19 protein-coding genes and 1 tRNA gene are annotated in these 20,130 nt (G+C 66.5%); 7 read left to right on the top strand and 13 right to left on the bottom strand.

Going from position 1 to position 20,130, the window contains the following annotated elements:
- Positions 1-3 precede the first annotated feature (3 nt).
- Together QA645_RS01750 and QA645_RS01745 are read right to left on the bottom strand one after the other, a co-directional pair.
- On the bottom strand, positions 4-1,371 hold the full coding sequence (locus QA645_RS01750; RefSeq protein ID WP_283047769.1) for a cytochrome P450: 1,368 nt from the start codon (positions 1,369-1,371) through the stop codon (positions 4-6).
- A gap of 34 nt (positions 1,372-1,405) precedes the next feature.
- The gene (locus QA645_RS01745; protein ID WP_283047767.1) at positions 1,406-2,785 is read right to left on the bottom strand and encodes a hydrolase; all 1,380 of its coding nucleotides are present in this window, start codon (positions 2,783-2,785) and stop codon (positions 1,406-1,408) included.
- Between the two features lie 136 nt (positions 2,786-2,921).
- Between QA645_RS01745 and QA645_RS01740 the strand changes: the two genes are divergently transcribed.
- On the top strand, positions 2,922-4,610 hold the full coding sequence (locus QA645_RS01740) for an MFS transporter (protein WP_283047765.1): 1,689 nt from the start codon (positions 2,922-2,924) through the stop codon (positions 4,608-4,610).
- 3 nt (positions 4,611-4,613) lie between these two features.
- Here the strand turns inward: QA645_RS01740 and QA645_RS01735 are convergent, their stop codons facing one another.
- Both QA645_RS01735 and QA645_RS01730 read right to left on the bottom strand, forming a co-directional pair.
- On the bottom strand, positions 4,614-4,835 hold the full coding sequence (locus tag QA645_RS01735) for a hypothetical protein (RefSeq protein ID WP_283047763.1): 222 nt from the start codon (positions 4,833-4,835) through the stop codon (positions 4,614-4,616).
- A gap of 182 nt (positions 4,836-5,017) precedes the next feature.
- A complete protein-coding gene (locus tag QA645_RS01730; RefSeq protein ID WP_254127498.1) occupies positions 5,018-5,311 on the bottom strand; it encodes a hypothetical protein in 294 nt (97 codons plus the stop codon).
- Positions 5,312-5,564: 253 nt separating this feature from the next.
- On the opposite strand from QA645_RS01730, the gene QA645_RS01725 reads away from it, so the two are divergent.
- Positions 5,565-6,632: a polysaccharide deacetylase family protein gene (locus tag QA645_RS01725; RefSeq protein ID WP_254127496.1), complete on the top strand. Its 1,068-nt coding sequence runs from the start codon at positions 5,565-5,567 to the stop codon at positions 6,630-6,632.
- 71 nt (positions 6,633-6,703) lie between these two features.
- On the opposite strand, the gene QA645_RS01720 is transcribed toward QA645_RS01725, so the two are convergent.
- The 7 genes from QA645_RS01720 to QA645_RS01690 all read right to left on the bottom strand — a co-directional run bounded on the left by QA645_RS01720 (position 6,704) and on the right by QA645_RS01690 (position 13,046).
- Positions 6,704-7,069 carry a hypothetical protein gene (locus QA645_RS01720; RefSeq protein ID WP_283047761.1) on the bottom strand — a complete coding sequence of 122 codons (366 nt, stop codon included), beginning with the start codon at positions 7,067-7,069 and terminating at the stop codon, positions 6,704-6,706.
- A 146-nt stretch (positions 7,070-7,215) separates the two neighbouring features.
- Complete coding sequence (locus tag QA645_RS01715) at positions 7,216-7,521, bottom strand: AzlD domain-containing protein (RefSeq protein ID WP_283047760.1); 306 nt, start codon at positions 7,519-7,521, stop codon at positions 7,216-7,218.
- Positions 7,514-8,266, bottom strand: coding sequence for an AzlC family ABC transporter permease (locus QA645_RS01710; protein WP_283047759.1), 753 nt, complete (start codon positions 8,264-8,266; stop codon positions 7,514-7,516). Before QA645_RS01710 ends, QA645_RS01715 begins: the two co-directional genes overlap by 8 nt.
- A gap of 719 nt (positions 8,267-8,985) precedes the next feature.
- Positions 8,986-9,061: transfer RNA gene (locus QA645_RS01705), tRNA-Thr, on the bottom strand.
- Positions 9,062-9,160: 99 nt separating this feature from the next.
- Positions 9,161-10,930: a heme biosynthesis HemY N-terminal domain-containing protein gene (locus QA645_RS01700; RefSeq protein WP_283047757.1), complete on the bottom strand. Its 1,770-nt coding sequence runs from the start codon at positions 10,928-10,930 to the stop codon at positions 9,161-9,163.
- 35 nt (positions 10,931-10,965) lie between these two features.
- Positions 10,966-12,234 carry a hypothetical protein gene (locus QA645_RS01695; RefSeq protein WP_283047755.1) on the bottom strand — a complete coding sequence of 423 codons (1,269 nt, stop codon included), beginning with the start codon at positions 12,232-12,234 and terminating at the stop codon, positions 10,966-10,968.
- Between the two features lie 65 nt (positions 12,235-12,299).
- Entirely contained in the window at positions 12,300-13,046 is a 747-nt protein-coding gene (locus QA645_RS01690) for a uroporphyrinogen-III synthase (protein ID WP_254191243.1), read from the bottom strand.
- Positions 13,047-13,195: 149 nt separating this feature from the next.
- On the opposite strand from QA645_RS01690, the gene tsaD reads away from it, so the two are divergent.
- The 4 genes from tsaD to QA645_RS01670 all read left to right on the top strand — a co-directional run bounded on the left by tsaD (position 13,196) and on the right by QA645_RS01670 (position 17,203).
- Positions 13,196-14,269 (top strand): tRNA (adenosine(37)-N6)-threonylcarbamoyltransferase complex transferase subunit TsaD, encoded by a 1,074-nt coding sequence (tsaD, locus tag QA645_RS01685; RefSeq protein WP_254191242.1) that lies wholly within the window; start codon positions 13,196-13,198, stop codon positions 14,267-14,269.
- 206 nt (positions 14,270-14,475) lie between these two features.
- Positions 14,476-15,456, top strand: a complete 981-nt coding sequence (locus QA645_RS01680) for an NAD(P)H-dependent glycerol-3-phosphate dehydrogenase (RefSeq protein WP_283047751.1) — start codon at positions 14,476-14,478, stop codon at positions 15,454-15,456.
- Positions 15,457-15,570: 114 nt separating this feature from the next.
- Positions 15,571-16,686, top strand: coding sequence for an alpha/beta hydrolase (locus tag QA645_RS01675; protein ID WP_283047750.1), 1,116 nt, complete (start codon positions 15,571-15,573; stop codon positions 16,684-16,686).
- Between the two features lie 103 nt (positions 16,687-16,789).
- Positions 16,790-17,203 carry an EVE domain-containing protein gene (locus tag QA645_RS01670; protein WP_254135182.1) on the top strand — a complete coding sequence of 138 codons (414 nt, stop codon included), beginning with the start codon at positions 16,790-16,792 and terminating at the stop codon, positions 17,201-17,203.
- Between the two features lie 89 nt (positions 17,204-17,292).
- Here the strand turns inward: QA645_RS01670 and QA645_RS01665 are convergent, their stop codons facing one another.
- Positions 17,293-18,384: an adenylate/guanylate cyclase domain-containing protein gene (locus QA645_RS01665; RefSeq protein ID WP_283053631.1), complete on the bottom strand. Its 1,092-nt coding sequence runs from the start codon at positions 18,382-18,384 to the stop codon at positions 17,293-17,295.
- 101 nt (positions 18,385-18,485) lie between these two features.
- Between QA645_RS01665 and QA645_RS01660 the strand changes: the two genes are divergently transcribed.
- Positions 18,486-18,941: an SRPBCC family protein gene (locus QA645_RS01660; protein ID WP_283047748.1), complete on the top strand. Its 456-nt coding sequence runs from the start codon at positions 18,486-18,488 to the stop codon at positions 18,939-18,941.
- Positions 18,942-18,953: 12 nt separating this feature from the next.
- On the opposite strand, the gene QA645_RS01655 is transcribed toward QA645_RS01660, so the two are convergent.
- Positions 18,954-20,123, bottom strand: coding sequence for a DNA topoisomerase IB (locus QA645_RS01655; protein WP_254191238.1), 1,170 nt, complete (start codon positions 20,121-20,123; stop codon positions 18,954-18,956).
- Positions 20,124-20,130: the final 7 nt, after the last annotated feature.

The following is a 20,130-nucleotide window of genomic DNA, read 5'->3' as shown; positions in this document are numbered from 1 at the left end:
CTGTCACCGGCGCGTGATGCGGAACAGGGGTGAATGGTCAGGCTGGGTCGTCACGACGCCACACGGAATGACCGGTGTCGCGTCCGCCAGTTCGACGCGGAACGCGCCGATCAGCCGGGCCAGCGCCAGCACGGACTCGGCTTGCGCGAAGGGCGCGCCCATGCAGACGCGCGGACCCGCGCCGAACGGCAGATAGGCGAAGCGATCGGGCGCCTCTTTCGTCATGAACCGTTTTGGAATGAACGCGTTCGGCTGATCCCACAGCTTCTCGTGCCGGTGCAGCAGCCATGGCGCGATCATGATGATGTCGCCCTTGCTGACCTTGGCACCGGCCACAACGTCCTTGTCGCGCGCAGCGCGGGCGACAAGGAACGCCGGCGGATAGAGCCGCATGGTCTCGTCGACCACGGCGCGGGTGAATTTTTGCCGGTCGATATCAGCCATGCTGTCGAGATGCTCGCCGCGGGTCTCGGAGGCGACCTCCTCCTGCGTATCCGGATCGAGCGCCAGCAGATAGAGCGCCCAGAACAGCGCGGTCGCGGTCGTCTCATGACCCGCCAGGATCATGGTCGCGACCTCGTCGACGAGCTGCGCATCGGAAAAGCCCTTGCCGGTTTCAGGGTCGCGCGCCTCGTCCATGAGATCGAACAGATCGCGTGGCGGCGCGCCGTCCTGCTTGCCTGCCGCGCGCCGCTCGGCGATCAGCATCGCGACGAATTCGGTCCAGCGCGTGCGGAAACGGGCGCGAGCCCGATCCATCGGCGTCGGCCAGGAGACCGGCAGCACCATGTCGAGGAAGTAGGCCCGCCCGAGCCGCTCGGCATATTCCATGACGAAGTTGCGCAAGGTCGGACCGTGCCGGTCCATGCCGAACGAAAACATCGTGCGTCCGGCGATCTCCAGCGTCATGCGCTGCATGACCTCGCGCAGATCAATCGGCTCATTGGTACGAACATCCAGCTTCGCGATGGTCTCGTCGAGCACCGCCGTCATGTGCGGGACGAGATTGGCGGTGGCGCGCGGCGTGAACGCCGGCGACAGCGTGCGCCGTTGAAATGTCCAGGCGTGGCCTTCGGCGAGCAGGAGACCCTCGCCGAGCACCGGACGCAGCATGCGGATGCCGGCCGGCGTTCGCGTGTAGTTCTGATAATTGCTGAGCAGAACGTGCCGGATCGCATCCGGCTGGTTCAGGATGAAGCTCTTGTGCAGGAAGAAGCGGCCCTGGATGATCTCTTCCTCATAGGCGCGCTGCCCCCAGGTCGCGATCATGTTCTGGCGGATCACCGCCAGCCGGCCGAAGAACGACAGATTGTCCGGCGCGCGCGGCGGTGTCGGGGGGATGATGGGCCGACGCACGCTGGCGATGTTCATGGCTCTCTCCCGCAGATATGACGCAGGCAATTAGCTAATAAGTCATCTCGGCAACCGCAATCCTGTTCTCGGCGGCCGGCCAGGCGCGGGCCACAATTCGTTCTTCGTTGAACTGGGCCACGATGTTACGCCGGCCATCGCTGGCCGGAAGGCGCAAGGTCGCTGTCGCATCCGTAGGCACGCCCGGATGGACGTCGGCGGGCTCCTTGCCGTCAAACAGGACGGTATCGCGCGGCAGGCCGAAATAGCCGCGCGGGCGCGACATGATCACGACCGCTCCGGCATCCTTGTCCGCGGGAAGGAACGGGCGCGCGGCGCGCAAATGCACGACGTCGGAAGAGCGCGGGAACGGCGAACGGTAGAAGTGCGTGATCGGGGCGTCCGGCGACGTCAGGACGATTTCGAGCGGCGACGTGGAATCGACCGAGGCCACCCCCCAGCGGCCGTTGGCGCCCGTCGTCGAGCGATGCACCACGCCCCTGCGCTCGCCGCTCTCGCGGTCGACATAGTTGACCTCCACCACCGCCCCGGCGACCGGGCGATTGGTCGGCACGCCGTCCACCGCGCCCGTGACCAGTCCGCTGAGCTGGACGGCGTGCTCCGGCGTGATCGCGATGCGTGCAGGCTCACGGCCGGCGATGAACTTGTAGATCTCGCGGAAGGCGCGCGGGTGATACGCCGTCTCGCGATGGTCGATCGTGCCGAGCACGCGATTGGTCGCGCCCTTCAGCTCCGGTCCCTCGACGGTGACATTGGTCGGCACGCCCGGCTTGCCCATGAAGCGGCCATCGGGTTGCGCATATTTGTCCATGCCGTCGCTGCGCAGGGTGAGGAAAGCCGTGCCCGGCGTCACCTCGCTGTCGCCGCCGTTCAGGCCGCTCAGGAAGGGGCCGCGTCCGTTGAACTCGTTGCCGAGGAGATCATCGAGCGCAAACACGCCGTGATTGGGCGTGCCGCACAGGACTGCGTGGCTGACATCGCCACCGCCGCCGTTCTTGATGACGTTGCGGATGGAATTGCCGCCACGCGAATTGCCGACCAGCGCCACACGCGCCGCGCCGGTGCGGCGCTTCAGCTCGGCGATGGCGGCCGCCAGCTCGCGGCGCTGATCCTCGGTGGAGGAGCGGTTGGCCTGCTCGACCGTATCGTCGGCGCGCGCGGTGGGATTGGTGAAATTGATCGCCATCATCCGGTCGCGCGCGATGCCGTTGCATTCCATCCGCCACAGCGTCGTCATCCACAGCGCATCGTAGTCGCCATTGCCGTGAACGAACAGGATCGGCGGCACCTCAGGGTTGCTGCCGGGATCTTTGGCCGCGGACGATGTTTGCGCCAGCGCATCGCTGCGAAAGTTCGCAACCGCGAAAGCCAGGCCACCTGCACCCTGCAGGATCGTCCGTCGTGACAGCATCATCTTCTCCTCCCCGGCAAAACCCGTCTTTGCACTGCTTATAGCCGCCTAACCACTGGACAGCGAAGGACTTTCGCAGGCATCACTGACGACGCCGGAATCATCGAAGCCATTTCTGCCAGACGACTTGGAAGAGGATATGACCGAGCAGACGAACCGCCAGAGACAGTCCGCCGACGGCATCACCGCACCCCTGCGGTACACCATATTCCGGCGCATCTGGCTCGCGAGCCTGCTCTCCAATCTCGGCCTCCTGATCCAGGGCGTGGGTGCGGCCTGGGCGATGACGCAGATGGCGGCTTCCGCCGACAAGGTGGCGCTGGTGCAGACCGCCCTGATGCTGCCGATCATGCTGATCTCGATGCCGGCCGGCGCCATCGCCGACATGTATGACCGCCGCATCGTGACGCTGGTCTCGCTCATGATCGCGCTGACCGGCGCATCCGCCCTCACCATCCTGGCCGGGCTCAAGCTCATCACCCCGGAAGCGCTGCTGGCCTTCTGCTTCGTCGTCGGCAGCGGCAATGCGCTGTTCGGACCGGCCTGGCAGTCCTCGGTCAGCGAACAGGTGCCGCCCGAAGCCCTGCCGTCGGCGGTCGCGCTGAACGGCATCAGCTACAACATCGCGCGCAGCTTCGGTCCCGCAGTGGGCGGCGTCATCGTCGCCTCGCTCGGCGCGGTTGCGGCCTTTGCATGCAACGCGATCCTCTATCTGCCGCTCCTGGTGGTGCTGCTGCTCTGGCGGCGCGTGGTCGAGCCCTCGCGACTGCCGCGGGAGAAGCTCAATCGCGCGATGGTGTCGGGCTTCCGCTACATCACCAACTCGCCGCCGATCAAGATCGTGCTGCTGCGTACGCTGGTGATGGGCCTGATCGGCGGCGCCATCATGGCGCTGATGCCGCTGGTGGCCCGCGACCTCCTGCATGGCGGCGCGCAGACCTACGGCATCATGCTCGGCGCCTTCGGCATGGGCGCGGTGGTCGGCGCGCTCAACATCCACGAATTGCGCAAGCGCATGAGCGGCGAGGCGGCGATCCGCGCCTGCACGATCTCGATGGCGTTCGCGATGGCGGCGATTGCCTTGAGCAGCGAGCCGGTGCTGACCGCGGCCGCGCTGGTGCTGGCCGGCGCGGTCTGGATGGCCGCGGTGGCGCTGTTCAACATCGGCGTGCAGCTTTCGGCGCCGCGCTGGGTCGCGGGACGCTCGCTCGCCGCGTTCCAGGCCTCGATCTCCGGCGGTATCGCAATCGGCGCGTGGGGCTGGGGTCGTCTCACCGACTATGCCGGCGTCGAGGTCGCGCTGCTGACCGCGGCGGGCCTGATGCTGGTCTCGCCCTTGCTCGGCGTCTGGCTGACGATGCCTCGCGTCGGCGCCCGCAACGAAGACGCGGATGTGCTGGCCGATCCCGAGGTCAGGCTGTCACTGACCGGGCGCAGCGGACCGCTGGTGGTGGAGATCGAATATCGCGTCGCCCAGGAGAACGCGCGCGGCTTCCACAACGTGATGCAGGACGTCCAGCTGTCGCGGCAGCGCAACGGCGCCTATGGCTGGTCGATCGCGCGCGACATCGCCGATCCGGAATTGTGGACCGAGCGTTATCACTGCCCGACCTGGTTCGATTACCTGCGCCAGCGCAACCGTTCGACCCAGTCCGAACGCGCGCTGCATCAGCAAGCGATCGATTTCCACATCGGCCCCGATCCGGTGCGGATCCGCCGCATGCTGGAGCGGCCGTTCGGTTCGGTGCGCTGGAAGGAAGAAACGCCGGACCGCGCCAGTGCCGAGGTGCTGCCGGTGGTCGCGACCGCGGCAGGAAGCAGCACGTAGGCCTTACTGCCCGTGATCCGTCAGCACCTTGTCGCAGGCCTTGCTCAGCTTGGTGCGGTTCTGCTTCAGGCAGGCGAGCACGGCGCTATCGCCATTGTTCATCACGGCGCGGCAATGACGCGTGACGTCGCGCGCGCAGGCGTCGTGGCCGGGCTGCTGTTGCTGCTGCGCCGAGGCGCCGGATGCGCACAGAACCAAAGAAACAATGAAAAGAAATCTGGTCATCGCGTAATGCCTCGTAGCCGGTAGATATGCGGGCGAAGCTAGTGCGACGATCCCCTAGCCGCAACGGCTTTATTGGCAGGCCGACGGTGCAGGCTGATTAGCGCCTCCGCGTGGCCCCGGCTTGACGCCGGGGCGCATCGCGAGGGGGAGCTGACTAACGCAACGACGCGATCGTTGCGCGCTTACTGACCGTCCTGGGCGTCAGCGACCTTGCGTGAGGCGCCTTTGGCGAGGTCCTTGTCCATCACCGCGCGGCAACCGGAGCTCAGATCCGAACGATGCTTCATCATGCACGCGGTGATCTTCGGGATGTTGGGGATCTCCGACGAGCACAGGCGGAAGGCATCGCCGGTGCACATCTGCTGCGCTTCGGCCGAGAAGGCGAAGCTCGAGGTGGTCGAGATGATCGAGACGATGGCGGCAAAGCCCAGAGCCAGGCTGGTGTCGCGGATCTTGGCGGTAAACGACGTCGTCATTTGAAGCTCCCATTGGCACCGCGGGACGCGGGCCCGTTGTTGATGGGAATGACCATGCTCCCGGAAAATCCTTTCCACTGTGATGACCGTCACGGGCGGCCTGCCCTCCGTGAGGTCGGTCACTTTGGCGCACCTGCCTGAAATTCCTCCGCAACCGCTGTCGCGTTGGTGTCACGTTAACTGTTCCTTCGCATTAATGACCGGGCGCGCGGGAAATTCCGCCGGTTTGGTTGCGTATTTGGAAAGAGTAACGATGCGTAATGCGTTGGGCCTGATGCTGGCCAGTGTCCTTGCGGCGGTCGTGATCGCCGGGGGTTGGTATTTTTATTCCTCTCGCGCCGACCAGGGCGCTCCCAAGACAACAGCTGCCCGTGCCGCCGATCCGCTCCCGGCACAGGCCAAGCTCGCCGCCAAGGATGACGTCGAGACCACGGCGGCACTCGCGGGCAAGCCCGCCGCTCCTGCCGCAGCGTCCGCACCTGCGCCGGCACCGGCCGTGGCGCCGGTTCAGCAGACCACGACCTGCACCAATCCGAATGCCTTGGGCGTCGCGCGCGTGGTCGAGATCGACACCACCGGAGGTCCGGGCTTCGGCTTCGAGCAGTACAAGCAGTTCGATTTCCTCGCCGACAAGGAGGTCGTGCTGACCTTCGACGACAGCCCCTGGCCGCACAACACGCCGGCCGTGCTGAAGGCCCTGGCCGATGAATGCACCAAGGGCCTGTTCTTCTCGGTCGGCAAGCACGCCACCTGGCATCCGGAGATCCTGCGCCAGGTTCTGGCCCAGGGCCACACGGTGGGCACGCACACCTGGTCGCACCTCAATCTCAACGGCAAGAAGATGACGGAGCAGCAGGCCAAGGACGAGATCGAGAAGGGCTTCAGCGCGGTGAAATGGGCGCTCGGCACCAACCCGTCGCCGTTCTTCCGCTTCCCGCAGCTTCAGCAGAATCCGGCGCTGGTGAGCTATCTCGGCAGCCGCAACGTCGGGATTTTCTCGACCGACCTCGACTCCTTCGACTTCCGCAAGGAGAGCACGCCGGACAAGATCATCAGCAACGTGATGACCAAGCTCGACAAGCTCGGCAAGGGCATCATCCTGATGCACGACTTCCAGAAGCGCACCGGCGAAGCGCTGCCGACGCTGCTCGCGCGCCTCAAGGCCGGCGGCTACAAGGTCGTGCAGATCAAGGCGAAGACGACGTTCGACTCGCTGCCCGAGTATGACGAAGCCGTGCTCAAGGAATTGAAGGTGCCGGCGACCAATGCGACGAACGCGCGCCCGGTGTCGAGCGTGGTGCAGACGGTCTCGCAGCGCTAAGCGCGTCGGGTCTCAATAAGCATGATGGCCGGGCTCTGCCCGGCCATTTTATTTTGAGGGCTTCGCACCGATTACCAATAGATGCCGTGGCGATGCAGCTCGGCGATGATGCGCCCTTCGGTCCACCGCTTGTGCCGGGGCTTTTCGGCCTTCGCCGTCGTCTTCGCCTTCGGCGCAGGGTTGCTGGTCGTGACCGGCGCCGAGGCCGTCGTCGTGGTCGCGGCGGGAGCCGGCGCCACGGCGGGTTCGGCCGCCGGGATCGCCGGCGGGCGGTCGACATATTTCGGCGCTTCGACCGCCGGGGCGACTTCGCTGATTTGCGTGGTCGTGGTGGCTTGTGGAGCGGCTGTGACCGTGGACAGCGACAGGCTGCGGTCGCCTGCCTGAGCCGATGCAGAGACCAGAACCATGGCGGCAACCAGAATGATCTTGCGCATGTGACATCTCCCCGTGTTTGCGTGACCGGGACAGTACGGGAGGCCTGCGCGAGGTTATGTGATGGAAATCACGCTGGGCGACCCGCGCGTTAAGCCGAGCTCAGCATCCGCGTCGATGGAGCTGTCGGCCGCGAGGCGCAGCAGAATTACTTAGAATGAAAAATTGCGACGAGCGTGGCGGTGGCAAAGCCCGCGGCCAGAGCCGCCCATTCTTTTTGGGTCAATGCCATCACGCCGAATGCGCTGGCGCAGCCGAGGATGCTTGGAAAACCGCCCTCGAGGCAGGCCGCCGCGACGAAAGCGATGAAAAGATTGCCCGGCGCCAGTCGGAAGAATCTCACGAGCGTCCTGTCTTCGCGCATCAGCCCGGCTGCGAGAAACCCACCTGACCGCATGACGTAACTGACGAGGCCGAGCACGCCGATTGCCGCAAGAGTTCGCCAATCAAGCATGATCCCCCCGCAACATGCTGAATCCTGTTCCGACCGCGCCACCGATGAGCATGGCCCAGTTCGGCGCCATGAAGCGACTGACGAGGACTGCGGTGATGGCAGCCAAAAGCCAGGGAAGTATAGAGCGCTTGCCACGCCACTGGCTTGGAAGCAGCGTGGCGATGAAAGCGGCTGGCAACAGCGCGGCGGCAATCGCGATTGGACCGTCAGGTTGCAGAGGCAAGCCGTAGCCTAAGGCTGTTCCGCCCACCCAACCGATCGCCATCGGTGCGCTCGCGCCCAGGAGATAGCCAGCATCGGCATCATTGCGTTCCGCGTCGGCGGTCGTCATCAACCATGACGCATCCGCCAAGAGGAACAGGATCGGAAGCGTGATACGCTTGCGAAGCCTGCCGAAGAGTTGATGGAGGTGGGCCCCCATGACCAGATAGCGTGCGTTGGTCGCCACGCACGCGATGACCATGGGTATGATTGGTGGGGCCGCAGCCCACATTCCGAGCGTGACGGCCTGCGCTGTGGCGGAGTAGACAACGACGCTGAACAGCACCGCAGGAACAAAGCCAAGTCCAACACCGCGATAGGCGACACCCATGACCACGCCCGCGAGACCGTTGCTGAGAAGGAACGGCAACGCCTTGACGAAACCACGCCTGAACCCGGCGCGCGAGCAGCGGGCCGTTGCCGCAGGGATGGCTTCGTTTATAATGGCCATGGGCATTAGATAAGCCACGACCGCAGCAGCCATGTCAAGGGATCCCCTCCGAGCAGCAACGCAGTTTTTTGGCGGGCGGGTTTGCCTGGATTTCGGGAACACGCTTGACTGGCGAACATCTGACGACCCGCAGGAGCTGATACCCGATTACGCCGCGTTCCTCGGATGGTGCGCGCGTCGCGGAATCATGTCGGCGTCGGCGGTCGAGGCTTTGATTTCGGCCAACAAGCGGGAGCCATCCGCCGGGGCTGCGGCATTGGCAGAACTTGTGTCCTTGCGTCAGGATATCTGGAAGATTTGTGACGCCCTGCGCGGCAATAGGCAGCCAGACTTGGGTCTCGTGAACGAGCTTCTCTCGCAAGCGCCGCCTCAGCCGGGTCTTGTTGACCGTGGCGGAGTGTTCTTGCACGACCTTCCGGGGCGTGATGTCCGCGAACCACTTTGGCCGTTGCTGTGGTCTTTGAGCGCCGTTCTGACGTCGACAGACGCGGGACGAATTGGTTGCTGCCAAGCAGCCGGCTGTGGCTGGTTCTATGTCGATGAGAGCCCGAACCGAACCCGGCTGTGGTGTTCGAGCGAGATATGCGGAAATCGCGAGCGAGCGCGGCGCGCTTATACGAAACGCCGGAAGGAAAATCCTCCCAAGGCGGCTCGACCACGACAGCGCAAATGATCGATTCCTGGCGGCGCAACAGGCGCGCGAGCGACCGCCGATCGTCGGTGTGGAAGATGCCGCGTCGAAAAACGGAAAATGGTGCCGCAAGAGGGACTCGAACCCCCGACCCCGTCATTACGAATGACGTGCTCTACCAGCTGAGCTATTGCGGCGAACCCTGCGGGGCCCGGGCGATGCCGGCCCCGATACACGCGCCCCTGATATCGGGCATGGCCCGAATTGGCAAGAACAAGCGGCAGGCGAAATAGGCCTCACGCGCCCCAACGGGACCAGAATCCGCGCCAACCGCCGGCCTGGGCCTTCGCATGGTCCCTGGGCGTGCCGATTTGTTCCGTAAATTCATCGCTGGGGCCGTCGTCATCGATGCCGGGATCATCCGGCGCGCGGACGATCGGGATGACGGCCTGGATCGGTGCCTGGGTGGGCTTGCCGAGGTCCGCACGGGTCCGGAACACCGGGGTTGCCGCGACCGGCGATGATTCGGCGGCCTCAGGGGCCGGCTTGATCGGCTCGGCGGGTGCCACCACCGGTTCTTCCGTCGCCGCCGGGGGCGCGTTGTCCTGCGCGGCCGGAGCAGGGGCAGGGGCTGGGGTCGGGGTCTGGACCTCTGCGATCACGGCCGGTTCCACCGGCGCCTCGCTAACCACCGTCACCCGCTTCGGCGGCGGGGCGGCGAGCATGGCTTCCTCGAAGGCCGAGGACTCGATCGTGGTGCCCTTGTCGGATGGCAGGCTCGCCACCGGCGTCTGCCACTGGAAGGCATCGAGCCGGCCGGTGACCGGGGAGACCGGACGCCAGCGATCGCTGACATAGCCATCCGCGGTCCAGGCCGGGTCGTGACGGGCCCGCACCGCGCGCAAGGTCCAGGCACGGGCACGGCCGCCGTCGCCATGCTCGGTGCGTTCGAGCTCGGCCATCAGCAGCGCCACGCGCTGGGTCGGATCGTTGACGTAAGGCGCCAGCACCTCGCGCGCACGGGCGAACTCGGTCGCATCGATCGCGGCACGCGCGATCGCAAGCTGCCCCTCGACATGCCCAGCCTTGTCGGCGGGCGTTTTCGCCGCAAGCGTCTCGACCCGCTGCAGGCGCTGCCGCGCGGCATCGCCGAGCTTCACATGCGCATAGGCATCGGCAAGGTCGGGATGCGGATTGGCGAGCCAGGCCGCCTCGACCAGCTTCATGGCGCGGCGCACCTGGTGCGCCTCGCTCTCGAATTTCGCGGCGAGCACGGCGGCCGGCACCAGGGTCGGCGCGAGCTTGACGGCTTCCATCACGCTCTCGCGCGCGACATCGCGGTCCATCGTCTCCAACTCCAGCGCGCGCGCCGTCAGCAGCACGCCGCGCTGCCGGCGATAGCCCTGCTTGTCGATCAGGCCTGCAGACAGATTCGAATCCAGGATCGCGAGCGCGCCGCTCCAGTCGCCGCGCGCACAGCGGAAGCCGAGCACCGCGTGCGAGGCCCAGGTCGAGGACGGCGACAGCTTGATCGCTTCCTCCGCGATCATTACGGCACCGACCGCATCGTCGGCGCGCTGTGCCTCGATGAACAGGCCGCGCAAGCCGAGCAGCCGCGTGTCCTCGCGCTCGGCCATGGCGCGGAAGGCGCGCTGCGCCTCGTCGCGATTGCCGTCGAGCTGGGCCGATTGCGCATGCAGGAGAAGCGCGAGCGGATCGTTCGGCGCATGCCGCCGCGCCGCGTCGGCGTGGCGGCGAGCCAGCGCGGTGTCGCCATGACCGATCGCGAGCAGGCCGTGGGTGATGGCGTGGCGGCCACGGGCGTGACGCTTCTCGTGCCGGCGGCGGCGCATGCGCCCCGGCGTGCGCCAGATCATCGTCACGATGCTCCAGAGCAAGACGATCAGGACGGCGAAGATGCCGAGGCAGAGCACGAACACCGGAATGCTCGGCGAGGCCCGGAAACCGCCCCAGGTCAGCACGACATCGCCGGGCTGATCGGCAACCCAGGCCGCGCCTGCGCCTGCGAGCGCAATCAGAACAAGGAAGAAGACGATGCGAAGCATGACTGTTCCTATACGCGCGGATTGTTGCGCGAATCTTATTGAGCGGGCTTGGCGAGACCAGCGAGAGCGTCGTCGGCGAATTTGCGGGAGGCCGCGAGCGCGGCATCGCGCGCGTCGGCCTTGTCGAGCCAGGCTTGCGCAGGCGCGCGATCGGCATCCGGCAGCGTCTTCAGCTCGCGCCGCGCCTCGCCGAAATCGTTGCGCAGCGCTGCGGCCGTGATGCGCGCGACGATGGCGCCGCGGTCGTTGCCGACCCCGTCGGTGCGCTCGATACGGACGAGCTTCGACGCGCCCGCCTGAAGGCGCTCGACGATGCCGGCATTGCTGCTCGGCGTCTCCGGCGGCGGCGCCAATTTCGGCACGATGTTGAGGAGCTCGCGCGTCAGCGCGACCGGCGTCGGAATGCCCGACGCGGCAAACGCATCGAGCGGCTTCAGCAGTTCGGGCTTGGCGGCGAACGACCGCGCAGCCGTGAGCTGTGCCTCATAGGGATCGTTGTGGCGGACGGCGACATCGAGCAGGGTGGCGGCGACCACGTAGCGCAACGGCTTGTCGTCCGCCGCCTTGGCGTCGGCGATCTTTTCGCCCTGCTGCGCGAGCTCGGCGCGCGCGGTGGTGCTAGCGCGCTCGAGCTGGGAGATGCGGTCGTCGAGGGCGGCAAGGCCGGACGAGGCTGCTGCATCGCGCGGCGCGGATTTCGCATCGTTCAATGCGCTCGCGGTCTTGTCGGATTGCGCGCGCAAGCCGGCGATGTCGCCGCGCAGGGTGCCGACGGATTTCTCCAGCGCATCGAGCCGCGCGACGATGGCCGGATCGGCGGCGGGCTTGCCCGCCTTGGCTTCGACTGCGGCGACGCGACCGCTCAGCGCATCGATCGCGGCACTCGTCACTTGCGGCGCGGCCGGCGGCGCCTGCACTGCGGGCCAGCCCAATGCCCAACCGACCGCGATCACGACCGCGGCTGCGGCGGCGCCGGAAAATGGCGCGATGATCCAGGGCGAAATGGCGCTCGATGCAATGGCAGCCTGCGCCTCGCCAGGCTCCGGCTCGGTCTTGGCTGTCTCAACCTTGGCTGTCTCGACCTTGGCCGTGTCGACTTCTGCGTCTTCGGCGGCGGTCTGCGCGGCGTTTGCCTGTTCGGCCGATGGCTGCGCCTCCGGCTCAGCCGCCACATCCTGCGGCTGGGTGGAGACTTCGGTCGCCTCGAGGTCGATGGTGGGCGGGGTGCGCTTGGCACGGCCGGACTCGGGGGCGAGTCCTACGTTTTCACGCTTGCCTGCGTCTTCCGGCTTGTCGTCGGCCATCGTGACGGTTCCTCACACTTTCATACCAGAGACGAGCCCGATTGCCTCGGATTCGGCCCGTCCTCTTACGCCAAACGGGTCCGCAAAGCACGCTCCAAGGCGTCAAACAGGGCATTTTCGTCCGGGGTCGCGGCCACCAGGACCTGCGATGCCCCGGCATCACGCAGCACGCTGGCGACCGTCTCGGACAGGCAGCATTGCGGGATCGCCAGTGCCGAGATTTCGACGCCTTCGTCCCGGGCCGCGTCCAGGAAGGCCCGCGCGCTGCGCCGGGAGTAATGCAGCACCGCCTCGATACCATGCGCGGCAAAGCCGTCGCAGACGTCGCGCGGCAGAAGCTTGACCGGGGCCATACGGTAGGTCGTCTGAGTGACCACGCTAAACCCTTCCGCGCCGAGCTCGCCGCCGAGATCCCGCGACAGGTCGGCGCCCGCAAGATAGAGCAGCGTACTCTTTTTCTTCAGCACCTTGTCGCGCGCGCTCTGCATCACCTTGTCGCGCAAGGACGCGGCGTCGCCGCCGGCGACGATCACATCCGCAAAGCCGACTTCGCGCGCCACGGCAGCCGTGTGCTCGCCGACCGCGAACAGCGGCAGCTCCACGAGGCCGAGGTCCCGCAATTGCGGCGCGACGGCGCGGATCGCATTGGCCGACGTCACGATGATGGCGCTGTAGCCCGCCTCACTCTCGTCATGGAAAGCCACCGGCTCGAACTTGAGCACCGGCGCGAGCAGCACCACATGTCCCCGCACGCGCAGATTTTCCGCCGTCGCCTCATTGTCGGGATGCGGCCGTGTGACAAGAATGGACATCGCTTGTGTTCCCGGACCACGTGGCGGTGACGCATTCGAGGGATGGCTGCGCGTGACGATTGCGCAAGCCGACCCCGGAATGCTACCGCGTTACCAGAACTCTGCTTTACGGATGAGCGCAAGGGCGCAAATTGGATAACAATTCGCCAATGCTGGTACTGGGCATCGAGACCACCTGCGACGAGACCGCCGCGGCCGTGATCGAGCGCGCGCCTGACGGGAGCGGCAGGATCCTGTCCAATATCGTGCGGTCGCAGGTCGAGGAGCATGCCCGCTTCGGCGGCGTCGTGCCGGAGATCGCGGCGCGCGCCCATGTCGACGTGCTCGACGGCATCATCGACCGTGCCATGCACGAGGCCGGCATCGACTACGCCCAGCTCGACGGCGTCGCGGCCGCTGCGGGACCGGGCCTGATCGGTGGCGTCATCGTCGGGCTCACCACCGCGAAGGCGATCGCGATGGTGCACGACACGCCTCTGGTTGCGGTCAACCATCTCGAGGCGCATGCACTGACGCCGCGCCTGACCGATGCGATCGAATTTCCTTACTGTCTGTTCCTCGCCTCCGGTGGCCACACCCAGATCGTCGCTGTCACCGGCGTCGGTCAATATGTGCGGCTTGGCACCACCGTCGATGACGCGATCGGTGAGGCCTTCGACAAGGTCGCGAAGATGCTGGGCCTGCCCTATCCGGGCGGTCCGCAGGTCGAACGCGCGGCGGCGAACGGCGATGCGGGGCGCTTTGCTTTCCCGCGGCCGATGCAGGGACGTCCCGATGCCAACTTCTCCCTGTCGGGACTGAAGACGGCAGTCCGCACCGAAGCGAGCCGGCTGGCTGAGATCACGCCGCAGGACGTCAACGATCTCTGCGCGAGCTTTCAAGCCGCTGTGCTGGATTCCACGGCCGACCGGCTGCGGGTCGGTCTCCGGCTGTTCCGCGACCAATTCGGCGCGCCGCGCGCGCTGGTCGCGGCCGGCGGTGTCGCCGCCAATCAGGCGATCCGCGGCGCATTGTTCGACGTCGCCAGCGAGGCGCAGACGCAGCTGATCATGCCGCCGCCCGCACTCTGCACCGACAATGGCGCGATGATCGCCTGGGCCGGCGCCGAACGCCTGGCGCTCGGCATCACCGATACGATGGAGGCACAGCCGCGCGCGCGCTGGCTGCTCGACGCCAACGCCACCGCGCCCGCAGGCTACGGCAAGACGCGGGCGGGATACTGAATGTCGTGGTGTCGCTACGAGCTCCATTTCACCTCTCCCCGCTTGCGGGGAGAGGTCGACGCGCTCGGCAGCGCACTTGCGCGCCTGAGCGCGGCGGGTGAGGGGGGCTCTCCGCGAATCCATCTCTCACCGAATTTGTGCAGAGAGGCCCCTCACCCCAACCCTCTCCCCGCAAGAGCGGGGCGAGGGAGTAGAGAGATCGCGCCATGACCGCGTTCCAGTCCGTCGCGGTGATCGGCGCGGGTGCCTGGGGTACGGCGCTGGCGGCGGTGGCCGCACGTGCGGGGCGGAACGTGACATTGTGGGCGCGCAACGCGGAACACGCCGCGCGGATCGCATCGACCCGCAACAATCCGCGGCTGCCGGGCGTGCGGCTGGCGCCCGAGATCGTGGTGACGAGCGAGCTCGCGCTGGCGGCGCGCGCGGACATGCTGCTGATCGCGACGCCGGCGCAGCATCTGCGCGGCGCGGTCAACATGCTGGCCTCGCACGTCACGAAGCCGGTGCCGATCATCGCCTGTGCCAAGGGCATCGAGCACGGCACCCACAAATTCATGACCGACGTGATTGCGGAGGCCGCGCCGCATGCGCAGCCCGCAATCCTGTCGGGCCCCAGTTTTGCCGACGACGTCGCGCGCGGCCTGCCGACGGCAGTGACGCTGGCGGCAAAGGACGAGGACTTGGCGAGCGCCCTGGTGCAGGCCCTTGGCTCGGCGACCTTCCGCCCCTATCACACCACGGACGTCCGCGGCGTCGAGATCGGCGGCGCGGCCAAGAACGTGCTCGCGATCGCCGCCGGCATCGTGGTCGGCCGCAACCTCGGCGCCTCCGCGCTCGCCGCATTGACGACACGCGGCTTCAGCGAACTCGCACGGCTCGGCCGCGCCTATGGCGCGCGCACCGAAACGCTCTCCGGCCTCTCCGGCCTCGGCGACCTCCTCCTCAGTTGCTCGACCGCGCAGTCGCGCAATTTCGCACTCGGTATCGCGCTCGGACGCGGAGAAGCTGCCCCCGCCGGCAAGCTGGCGGAGGGGGCATTCACCGCGCCGGTGCTGGTTGAACTCGCGGGCGCAGGGCATGTCGACATGCCGGTCTCGCAAGCGGTCGCTGCCATCCTGAACGGTCAGCTGACGATCGACGCTGCGATCGAGGGATTGCTGACGCGGCCGTTCAGGGCCGAGGAGTAAGGCGACCTCGGCATCTCAGGTAGCACTTCACGGCCTGTACACGCTGGTCTAGCCTGGCGGCACACCGCAGGATCCCGGTCCAACAACAACGAAACGGATCCCAGGGGAAAACGCATGCGCAAACCGCATCGCGCGATCGTTTCGATCGCCATCACCACACTTGCCGCCATGACATTACCCGTCGCTGCCTACGCCCAGGCCGCGATCTCCTATAACGAGCTCGCCAAGAATGAGGCGGCCGCCAATGCCGACAACGGCAAGCGCGTCGCACCCGTCAAATCGATCGCCAATCCCTCCAACGACGTCAGCGCCGACATGCAGGCCATGATCGGCGCGCCGTTTCCGCCGCATTTCAATGCCGACCCGAAGACTCCTACGGAATGGAAGGAGCTGATCGACCGCCGCGCCAAGCTGGCGATCGCCGGGATCCCCGCGATGAAGGAGAAGCTCGGCGTCAAGGTCGAGGAGACCAGGATCGCCGGCGTGCATTGCTTCATCGTCACGCCGAACAGGATCGCGCCCGAAAACCGGCGTCGCCTGCTCGTTCATGTCCATGGCGGCGGCTATGTGTTCGGGCCGGGCGAAGCCGCACTGCCGGAAGCGATCATGATGGCGGGCTTTGGCGGCTTCAAGGTGATCTCGGTCGACTACCGCATGCCGCCCGACTTCCCCTATCCCGCCGCGATGGACGATGCGATGGCGGTCTGGAAGGAAGTCACCAGGGATCACGATGCCCGCCGGATGGCGATCTTCGGCACGTCGACGGGCGGTGCCATGACGCTTGCGATGGTGCTGCGGGCGAAGGACGAGAAGTTGCCGAAGCCGGCCGCCATCGCACCGGGCACGCCCTGGGCCGATATCGACAGGATCGGCGACACCTATGCCAGCAACGAGTGGGTCGACAACGTGCTTGTGACCTGGGACGGCTGGCTTGGCCGCGCCGCAAAACTCTATGCCAACGGCACAGATCTGAAGAATCCCTACATCTCGCCGATCTACGGCGACTTCAAAGGTTTTCCGCCGACCATCCTGACATCGGGCACGCGCGATCTGTTCCTGAGCAACACTGTTCGCACCCATCGCAAATTGCGCCGCGCGGGCGTGATCGCCGACCTCAACGTCTATGAAGGCCAGTCTCACGCGCAGTACCAGTTCAACATCAATGTGCCGGAGACGAAGGAGGCATTCACCGATATCGCAAAATTCTTCGATCGATATCTGAAGGAGTAAGTCGCGCGATGGATAGCGGATGCCCGCGCTTGTCGCAGGCATCCGCGTGGCTGTATGGTCGCGGCACGAGAGGCGCGCATATCCGGGAATGAGGCAGGTTGCGATGAACTATTGGCTGGTGAAATCCGAACCATCGGTGTGGTCCTGGGACCAGCAGGTCGCGAAGGGCGCCAAGGGCGAGGCCTGGACCGGCGTGCGCAATTACACGGCACGCATCAATCTCGTGAACATGAAGAAGGGCGACAAGGCGTTCTTCTATCATTCCAACGAGGGCAAGGAGATCGTCGGCATCGCGGAGATCATCAAGGAGGCCTACACCGATCCCACCGACAAGACCGAAAAGTTCGTCTGCGTCGACATCAAGGCCGACAAGCCCCTGAAGACACCGGTGACGATGGCGGCGATCAAGGCCGAGAAAAAACTCGCCGACATGGCGCTGGTGAAATATTCACGACTCTCGGTGCAGCCGGTGACGGCCGAGGAATGGAAGCTGGTTTGCAAGATGGGCGGGATGTAGGCCAGCTGTCGTAGCCCGGATGGAGCGAAGCACAATCCGGGACATCGCAAACGCGGCCGGCCCCCGGATTTCGTTGCGCTCTATCCGGGCTACGATATCGGAGCTTGCGTCTCCGGCAGCGTGAGCACCTCGCATGGCGAGGCGATGCCGCGCAGCTTGTGCAGTCCGAGCGCGACCAGGGGCATGTCCGTCTCGGCTGCGAGTGCGCCCGATACCAGCACGGTCCTGCCGAGCGGCTTGCACAGGCCTTCGAGCCGGCTGGCGAGGTTGACGGCGGGACCGATCGCCGTGAAGTCCAGCCGATTGGCGGCGCCGATATTGCCCCAGAGCATCTCGCCGAGATGAAGCGCGGCACCGAACGCGAGCGGCGGCAATCCTTGCGCGCCGCGCTCGGCATTGAGATACGCCATCCCGGCTTCGGCTGCACCTGCCGCGCGCAGAGCGGCCTCGCAGGCGCGACGCGGTGACGCCTCGACCACCGGAAAGATCGCGAGCATGCCGTCGCCGATGAATTTGAGCACCTCGCCGCCGAAGGCATGAACGGCACCGGCGATGCGATCGAACCAGGCATCGAGCGCCGCGATGACATCGGCCGGCGGGCTGGCTTCCGACAAGGTGGTGAAGCCTCGCAGATCGGCATAGAGCAGCGCAGCCTGGATGGTCTCGCCGAGGTCGCGCCGCAACGGCGCCGCCAGCACCCGCTCGGCGCTGCGCTTGCCGAGATAGGCCTCCAGCGTGGCCCGCAAGGTGGCGCGCGCAGCGAGCACAGCGAGCGGCGTCGCGGCAAAGCGCGCGGCCTGGCGCAGTTGCTCGATTTCGCCGGCCGTGAACGCACGCGGCCCGATCCAGCCGAGCAGCGGCCCATCGCGCCCGACAACGTCTTCATGGACTTCGCCGCCTGCGATGTCGCGCAGCCAGCGGCGGCCGGCATCGTTGGGCAAATCGGGCGCGAGCCCGCCGGGCGCAAAGCCAAGCGCCTCGATCACCCGGCCGTTGTCCGCCCGCCACAGCCATGTCCGCTTGGCGATCAACGGGTGCGGCACCTCCAGCGTCAGGCTGCCTGCCGCAAGCGGCACACCATCGGCGAGCAGGTGCGCGCCGAGTTCCGCGAGCAGGCGATCGGCGCCGGGACTATCCGATGCGGCATCGACGAGCCAGGCGAGGGTCGGAGACAGTTGCATCAGACGATGATGGCGAAGGTCGGCGGTGTTTGTCACGGGCAATCCTTGACGGGCTGCTTTGGCGCCGCCATGTGCCAGTATCAGCCCAGGGATGATCGCCGATGACCGAGCCGTTCGTATTGCGACGCGAGACGCAGATCGCAGCCCCGCGCGCCACCGTCTTCGCCTATTTGACCGACCCTGAGAAAATCCTGAGCTGGATGGGCTCGGACGCCACCACCGAGCCGCATCCCGGTGGGCTCTATCTGCTCAAGGGAATCGGCCCGCGTGCCAGCGTCGCCCGCGGCGCCTTCCGCGAGGTCGTGCCGGTGCATCGCCTGGCCTACACGTTCGGCTGGGAGGGCGGCCAGGAGGTGCCGCCCGGCTCGAGCCTGATCGAGATCGACTTGATCGAACACGACGGCGGCACGCTGCTGCGCATGACCCATAGCGGGTTGCCGACCGAGGAGCAGGTGGCCGCCCACGCGAAAGGGTGGGCGCATTATCTGGCACGACTCACGAACGCAGCCGCGGGCCGCGATCCCGGTCCGGACAAGGGTCTTTCGGACAATATGTAGCGATGCGGCGGGTTACACCGCCGCGGTCGCGACCACCTGCTGCAACAGCTGCTCGCGCCGGGCCTGCGAGCGCTGGCCCTTCATCGTCGCCGCAAAACGCTCGAGGATGCCGTCCTCGAAGGCGGTGACGATGGTGTCGTGGACGTAGCTCTTGCGGCAGATCGCCGGCGTATTGGAGAGCTTGTCGGCGGCGGCGCGGATCGCATCCAGCACCTGCTTCTTGCGGCCGCGCTGGCTGGTCGCCGGCGTGATCCGCGACAGCGATTCCACGACGACGGCCGAGGCCATCAGCGTACGAAAATCCTTCAGCGAAATCTTGATGCCGGCGATCTCGCGCAGGAACGCATTCACCTGCGTGGTGCTGACCGCGCGCACGATACCGTAGGCATCGCGATACTGGAACATGCGCTTGCCGGGAACGCCGTTGAGGATGCCGATGGCGCGCACCAGCTTGGCCGCGTCGCACTCCTTGCGCACGGCCTTGCCGCCCTTCGCCTTGAAGGTCAGCACGAAAGAATCGTCTTCGAGCGTGACGTTCGACTTCAGCATCGTGGTCGCGCCGCGGGTGCCGTTGAGGCGGGCATAGGATTCGTTGCCGGGACGGATCGCGGTACGCGCAATCAGCTCGATCACCGCCGAAAGCGCGAATTCGCGCGTCGGCTCGTCGCCCGACAGGAACGCCGAGACCTTGCGCCGGATCTTCGGCAGCGCGCCGACGAGCTTTTCCAGGCGATGCGCCTTGCGGTGCTCGCGGACCTTCTCCCAGTCGGCGTGATAGCGATATTGCAGCCGGCCCGCGGCATCGCGGCCGACCGCCTGAAGATGCGAGCTCGGATCAGCCGAGTAGCGCACCTCGCGATAGGCCGGCGGCACCGCCATGGCGTGCAGCCGGCGGATGGTGCGGGCGTCGCGGATATGGGCGCCGTTGGGGCGGACGAAGGAATAGCCCTTGCCGCGGCGGATGCGGCGGATGGTCAGCTCGTTCTGGTCGCCCAGCCGCAGGCCGAGTTCCTTGGCGAGCGCCTCGACCGCCGCCGGGGAGGCGGAATCGAACACCTTTTTGGGGCTGGGACGGGTGGAACCGGCCGGTTTCGGCCATTGTCCGAGGGCTTTGGCCAGCGCAATGGCAGCAGGATCGGCCGAGGCAGGCCGCATCGTCCCGAGATTCTGCTGATCCATCATAGTCTTA

This window comes from Bradyrhizobium sp. CIAT3101 (assembly GCF_029714945.1).
Taxonomy (GTDB): Bacteria; Pseudomonadota; Alphaproteobacteria; order Rhizobiales; family Xanthobacteraceae; genus Bradyrhizobium.
Note: the sequence above shows the minus strand (reverse complement) of the source record. Positions and strands in the feature narration are given on the sequence as shown.